Origin of the sequence: Bradyrhizobium sp. Leo170 (assembly GCF_004296405.1) — a bacterium.
GTDB lineage: Bacteria > Pseudomonadota > Alphaproteobacteria > Rhizobiales > Xanthobacteraceae > Bradyrhizobium.
On record NZ_PSRR01000432.1, the window covers coordinates 1 to 6,203 of the forward strand.

The following is a 6,203-nucleotide window of genomic DNA, read 5'->3' on the forward strand; positions in this document are numbered from 1 at the left end:
CGGCCGATCGCGCGCGGCGTGGTTCCGAAAACCACGCCTGCCACCACCGCGCCAGCGACTGCCGCTGCCAAAAATACCGCCACCGTTCCCCGGGCCACCTCGCCCAACGCACCTGCGCCGCCCCCAGCCCATTTGGCGCCGGCCACGCGCCAGCATGCAGCGCCGGTCCGCATCAAGCCGACAGTGCCCGCCGCCGTAGCCGCGACCTCATCGACCTCGCAGAGCGACAAGGACGCGCTCGAGAACGTCATCGAGCTCGTCCGCAAGCAGAAGCCCGGCGATGCGACGCAGGTCGAGGCGACGATCTCCGATCCCGTCGCCAGAAAGCTCGCCGAGTGGCTGATCCTGCGCAGCGAAAACAACGGCGCCTCGGTCGAACGCTACCGCGCCTTCATCTCCGCCAACCCGAGCTGGCCCTCGCAGACCTTCTTGCGCCGCCGTCTCGAGGCTGCGCTGTGGGACGACCGCCGCGAAGATGCCGCGGTCTGGTCGTGGTTCGAGAACGAGTCGCCCGTCTCGGCCAAGGGCCGGTTCGCGCTGGCCAAAGCGATGCTCGCGCGCGGCGACCGCGCCAATGCCGAGCGGCTGGCGCGCGAAGCCTGGCGCAGCGATCCCATGAGCGAGGACACGGAAACCACCGCGCTCGACCTGTTCGGGGCGCTGCTCACCGCCGGCAATCACAAGGCGCGCATGGACACGATGCTCTATGGCACCGAGCAGGAGGCTGCCGGCCTGCGCGCGGCCAAGCGGCTGGGCTCGGGCTATCTCGCGCTCGCCAAGGCACGGATCGGCGCCAACAAGAGAGCATCCAACCTGAGGGCGCTATTGGAAGCGGTGCCGCGCGAACTGCACGGCGACACCGGCTATCTGTTCGCCCGGATCCAGTTGCTCCGCCGTGAGGAAAAGTTCGCGGAAGCGGCGCAGTTGATGCTGAGCACGCCGAAGGATCCGGCGAGGCTGTTCAATGTCGACGAATGGTGGATCGAGCGGCGCCTGCTGGCGCGCAAGATGATCGACGTCGGCGAGAACCGCACCGCCTATCTGATCGCGCGCGATGCGGCGCTGCCCGCCCGCGACATCTACAAGACCGAGCAGGAGTTCACCGCCGGCTGGATCGCGCTGCGCTTCCTCAGAGATCCCGGACTCGCCGCGCAGCACTTTGCCCGCATCGGCGTTGGCAGCGTCAATCCAACCGCGCTGGCGCGTGCCGGCTATTGGCAAGGCCGCGCCGCCGAGGCCGCAGGCCGCAACCAGGAGGCCCGCGCGGCCTATCTGCGCGCAGCCGAGCAATCGACCAGCTATTACGGACAGCTCGCGCGGGCCAAGCTCGGCTTGCCGCAGATCGAGCTGAACGGTGTCCCGGGCGCACGCGGCCGCGGCGTCGAACGGTTGGAGATCGTGCGCGCGGCGCAACTGCTCTATGAGCTCGACGAGCGCGAGTTCGCAATTCCCCTGCTCGCCGACATGGGCGAGAACGGCGACCCTGAGGCGCTGGTCGGGCTCGGCGAACTGACGGCGCGCTACAGCGATGCGCGCGGCATGCTGTTGATGGGCAAGGCCGCGCTCAACCGTGGTCTGCCGTTCGACTTCTACGCCTATCCCATCAACGGGATTCCGTCCTTCAGGTCGATCGGCCCGGACATCGAGCGGAGCATCGTCTATGCGATCGCGCGGCAGGAGAGCGCGTTCAATCCGGCCGTGGTTTCGCCGGCGCAAGCCTATGGGCTGATGCAGGTCACGCCGGATGCGGGGCGCTATGTCTGCAAGCGCGCCGGCGTCGCGTTTGATCTGAACCGGATGAAGACCGACTCGGTCTACAACGCCGCGCTTGGCGCTGCCGAGCTCGGCGGGTTGCTGGAGGACTATCGCGGCTCCTACATCCTCACCTTCGCGGCCTACAATGCCGGCCGCGGCAGCGTGCGGAAATGGATCGATCGCTACGGTGACCCGCGCGATCCCAAGGTCGACGCGGTCGACTGGGTCGAGCTGATCCCGTTCTCCGAGACGCGCAACTATGTGCAGCGGATCATGGAGAACCTGCAGGTCTATCGCGCGCGGTTCGGTGGCGGCACGCGGCTGCAGATCGAAGCCGACCTCCATCGCGGCGCCAGCGTCGAATAGGCGAATAGCGAATGGCAGGACAGGTTGGCTGTCCCGAGCAGCGCGCTTAACGACAGACGCGGCGCCCCCTGCTCTTGCGAACACACGCCCATCTATACCCGCTTGGTAGAATGCGGTGATCGGCGGCAAAATCGAACTATCAATATCGAACTATACTATCAATATCGAACTATAGAGTGCAATCGGCGGCAAATAGCGGGCCGAGAACGGTGAAACGGAGAACTACGTCTACGCTATAGCCCTCCACGACCCTCCGAAATAAGGTCGCGGCTGAATGGCGATGCATGGTGAATTCCTCGCAGTCCGCTCACAACCGCTAAATCAGTGTGCCGTTCGCTGATGCTTTCGGAATCGACCTCAGTTTACGAGGCAAGTTGCTCGTGATGGATAAAGAAGAACATGCTGCCACAACTCTTGACCTATGAAGGATGCGAAAACACGCTGAACTGGCCGGGCGCGATCGACGCTCTGCGTCGGGGCCACAAGCTTGCTCGTCCCCAGCAGGGAGATTTGCTTCTGGGTTCGGGTGGCGCGAAGCTTCTAAACCGCGCCGCCCGAATCGAGGGGCTTGGTTTCGTGATCAAGGGCGATAGCGTGTTCCCCGGCAATGTGCAGAAGGGGCTGCCCTCAATACAGGGCGCGGTATTGCTCTACGATCCCGATTGCGGTTCGATGCGTGCTGTCATTGAGAGCAGACTGGTCACGCAATACAAGACTGCAGCGGACTCCGTTCTGGGTGCTCAATACCTGGCGCGCGCGAACAGCCGCCACCTGGTCATTATTGGAGCCGGGATGGTGGCTGCGACGCTGGCGCGGGCCTATGACGCAGCCTTTCCCAGCGTTGAGCGCATCTCGATCTGGTCGCGGCGTCCAGAGCAGGCCCAGACTCTTGCCGCAACGCTCAACAATATCAGGTCCGAGGTGGCAGTTGTTATAGATCTAGCGAAAGCGGTTGGAGAAGCCGATATCGTCTCGGCTGCGACCATGTCCCAGCAGCCCGTCCTTTTGGGGCAGTGGGTGCGGCCGGGCACGCATGTCGACCTGATTGGTGCGTTCACCCCGGACATGCGCGAGGCTGATGACAGCCTGATCGCCTCGTCTTTGGTCTATGTGGATTACTTCGATACGGTCGTCGACAAGATCGGAGAGCTGATACAGCCGATCCAGTCTGGCGTCATCACGCGGGATCATGTGCGTGGCGATCTTTACGATCTGGTGGCGGCGGACAGCCCCAGCCGCCGATCCGAGAAACAGATTACCCTCTTCAAGAATGGTGGGGGCGCACATCTCGATCTCATGATTGCCAATTACGTCGTGAACGCGGTGAATGCAGCCAAAGCGCCAACTCCGCCGAGATAACGCATTTAACGGGAATTTTGGACCCTGAAATAGTGTCGGTGCAGGATTCCCTCGGCAATGCTGCGCATTCGGACTGAGGTCGGCGATGGGCAGCGAAGCTGACATTCCGCAATGCCGATGCGAAGGTCCGAGGTGGGGTCGGTCGTGGCCGTTGCTACACTTGCGCCGGTAAACAACGGGTGATGCACGGCCAAATTTCCTCATCAGGTCCGTTTTGCGAGCATTACTCTATGCGCGACTTGTGCGGCAATCGGCGGTGTCTGTGTGGCTGTAGCGCAGAATATCGCGCCATGGAGGGCAATCGGCGGGGATGGCGGGCGGAGAGCGATGAAACGGAGAACTACGTTTACGCTATAGCCCTCCAAAATGGCGCTTAGCGAATGAGCAGAAGGTACGAAGAAGCAAACAAAATTTGCCCACGCTCATTGTCTAGCGCGACCATTTGGAAACTTTGTCGCGAGCTTCTGCACGGGACATAACGAGCGCGATCGCTGCGGCGGTCGCGCCGAAAATGCAGGCTCCTGTCCAGCCAAAGCAGGCATAGGCGAGACCAGCAACACCCGCCCCACAGGCTCCGCCCAGGATCATCGTGCCCATGAAGATGGTGTTGAGCCGGCTGCGGGCGGCCGGATCGAGCGCGAAGATGCGGGCCTGATTGGCGACCTGCGATGCCTGGACCGCGAGGTCGAGAACGAGAACCCCGATGACGATCGCAGCCAAGGAACCCTGGAACAGTCCGAAGATGGCGAACGCAACGACAACAAGGCCGGCGCCGATAGAAATGACGACGGCCGGCCCGCGCTTATCCGCCAGCGCGCCGGCGATCGGCGCGGCCAAAGCGCCACCAACACCGACAAGCGCCACCAATCCCACCGCTGTCGCACCGAGATCGTAGGGCGGGCCGTCAAGCAGCAGGGCGAGGCTGGACCAGAACCCGATGAACGCCGCAAAGATCAGCGCTTGTGTCGCGACGCCCCAGCGCAGCACCCGATGAGTGCGCAGCAACGTCCACAGAGACCCGAGCAATCGGCCATAACTCAAATCCGAAGTCGGCTCCACCTTCGGCAGCATGGTGCCGAGAGCGACGGCGGTCGCCAGCATGAAGGCCGCCGCCGTCCAGAACACCGCCTGCCAGCCCCAGAGATCGGAAATCACGCCGCTGATCGTACGCGCGAGAAGGATGCCGACCAGAATGCCGCCCGTGACGATCCCCAGGACATGACCACGTTCGTGGGACGCTGACAGATGCACGGCAAGTGGAACGATCTGTTGCGTGACGGTCGCGAACAGCCCGATCCCCAGCCCCGCAACAACAAGCCACACGAAGCCCGGCGCAATGGCCGCCGCGACCAGTGCGGCGACAAGGGCAATCGTCGTCACCAGAATGAGCCAGCGGCGTTCCAGCCGGTCGCCGAGCGGCACTAGGAAGAAGATGCCGACAACATTACCAAGTTGCGTCAAAACCGGCAGCAGCGCGACCGTAGCTGGCGAAAGACGAAACTCATCGGCCAACAACCCGAGCATTGCTTGATTATAGTAATTGTTAGCAACCGTGAGCCCAGCTGCGAAAGCGAGAACGGCGAGAAGTCCTCTATTGAGTGTGGATCGTTCGGATAAGCTTGCCGCGTTCTCTGCCCTTTGCATGGCAATAACCTTGGAGAATGGTAATGACGGCGACAAGCCATATCTCTTGCGCGCCGATTCAGCTCAGCTAAATTGCAGCGATGCCCCCTTCCGTTTCACTATTAGCATTGAGGGCGTTCGCCCATGCGGGGCAGCACGGCAGCGTGAAGCGCGCCGCTGCCGTCCAGGGCGTGACCCCAGGCGCGATCAGTCAGCAGGTCAAGCTTCTGGAGCAACGGCTTGGCGTGAAGCTTCTTGAGCGACGCAGTCGGGAGATTCGGCTGACGGCTGAGGGGCTTCGGCTCTTTGAGCCGCTTGCGAAGGGGTTTCAACAGATCGAGGATGCCGTTGGCCTCTTCGAGACCCGGCCCCAGGATCGGCATATTCTATCGGTCAGTACGACGGCATCCTTCGCTGCTTCCTGGCTCGTGCCCCGTCTCGGCCGGTTCTCCGACCGCCATCCGGGCATTCATGTCCGTGTGGACACGACCGCACGCCTCGCCGACCTGCGCAACGATGATGTGGACGTGGCGTTGCGCCACGGTCGCGGCGACTATCCCGGACTTGAAGCCTTCAAAATCATCGCGCCTCACCTCATCTGCGTGGGAAGCCCTGAGCTTGTTGCGAACGGTCCATCGATCGAGGGTATTGAGGATTGCCTTCGCTATCCGCTTCTTCAGGATCGTAATCGCTCGGTATGGCCCGCATGGTTCCGGGCGCATGGAGCGATGATCAGCGATACACAGGCACGCAGGGGCCCAAGCTTTGAGAACGACATGCTTTTGATCCGCGCGGCAATCGCCGGACAGGGATTGGCGCTCGTGCGCGACGTCTATGCCACCGATGAACTCGATGCCAAGCGCCTCTTTGCGGCTTTTGCAGAATCAGCCGCTACACCCGATTCCTATTATTTCGTCGCCCGGCCCGAGACCATGAACACCAATAAGGTTAGCGCTTTTCGCACCTGGGTGTTCGAGGAGGCGACCGACTGGCAGATGAAACTTATGCGCTCTGCATAGTAGCATCTGAATTTTTAGGTGCGCGGCTGGGAGAAGGGCATTCGGGCGTTGCCTGTCATTCGGCCTGCAATATTGACCCCC

4 protein-coding genes are annotated in these 6,203 nt (G+C 62.4%); 3 read left to right on the forward strand and 1 reads right to left on the reverse strand.

Features of this window, described 5'->3' with window-relative positions; translation table 11 throughout:
* Together CWO89_RS39515 and CWO89_RS39520 are read left to right on the forward strand one after the other, a co-directional pair.
* Positions 1–2,121: lytic transglycosylase domain-containing protein (locus CWO89_RS39515; protein WP_130583715.1), on the forward strand; the 2,121-nt coding region annotated here is incomplete at its 5' end.
* 399 nt (positions 2,122–2,520) lie between these two features.
* Positions 2,521–3,480: an ornithine cyclodeaminase family protein gene (locus CWO89_RS39520; RefSeq protein ID WP_130583716.1), complete on the forward strand. Its 960-nt coding sequence runs from the start codon at positions 2,521–2,523 to the stop codon at positions 3,478–3,480.
* 429 nt (positions 3,481–3,909) lie between these two features.
* Here CWO89_RS39520 and CWO89_RS39525 read toward each other — a convergent pair whose 3' ends face one another.
* Positions 3,910–5,124 carry an MFS transporter gene (locus CWO89_RS39525; RefSeq protein WP_130583717.1) on the reverse strand — a complete coding sequence of 405 codons (1,215 nt, stop codon included), beginning with the start codon at positions 5,122–5,124 and terminating at the stop codon, positions 3,910–3,912.
* Between the two features lie 80 nt (positions 5,125–5,204).
* Here CWO89_RS39525 and CWO89_RS39530 point away from each other — a divergent pair, with 80 nt between their 5' ends.
* Positions 5,205–6,122, forward strand: a complete 918-nt coding sequence (locus tag CWO89_RS39530) for a LysR substrate-binding domain-containing protein (RefSeq protein WP_130583718.1) — start codon at positions 5,205–5,207, stop codon at positions 6,120–6,122.
* The last annotated feature ends 81 nt before the right edge of the window (positions 6,123–6,203 follow it).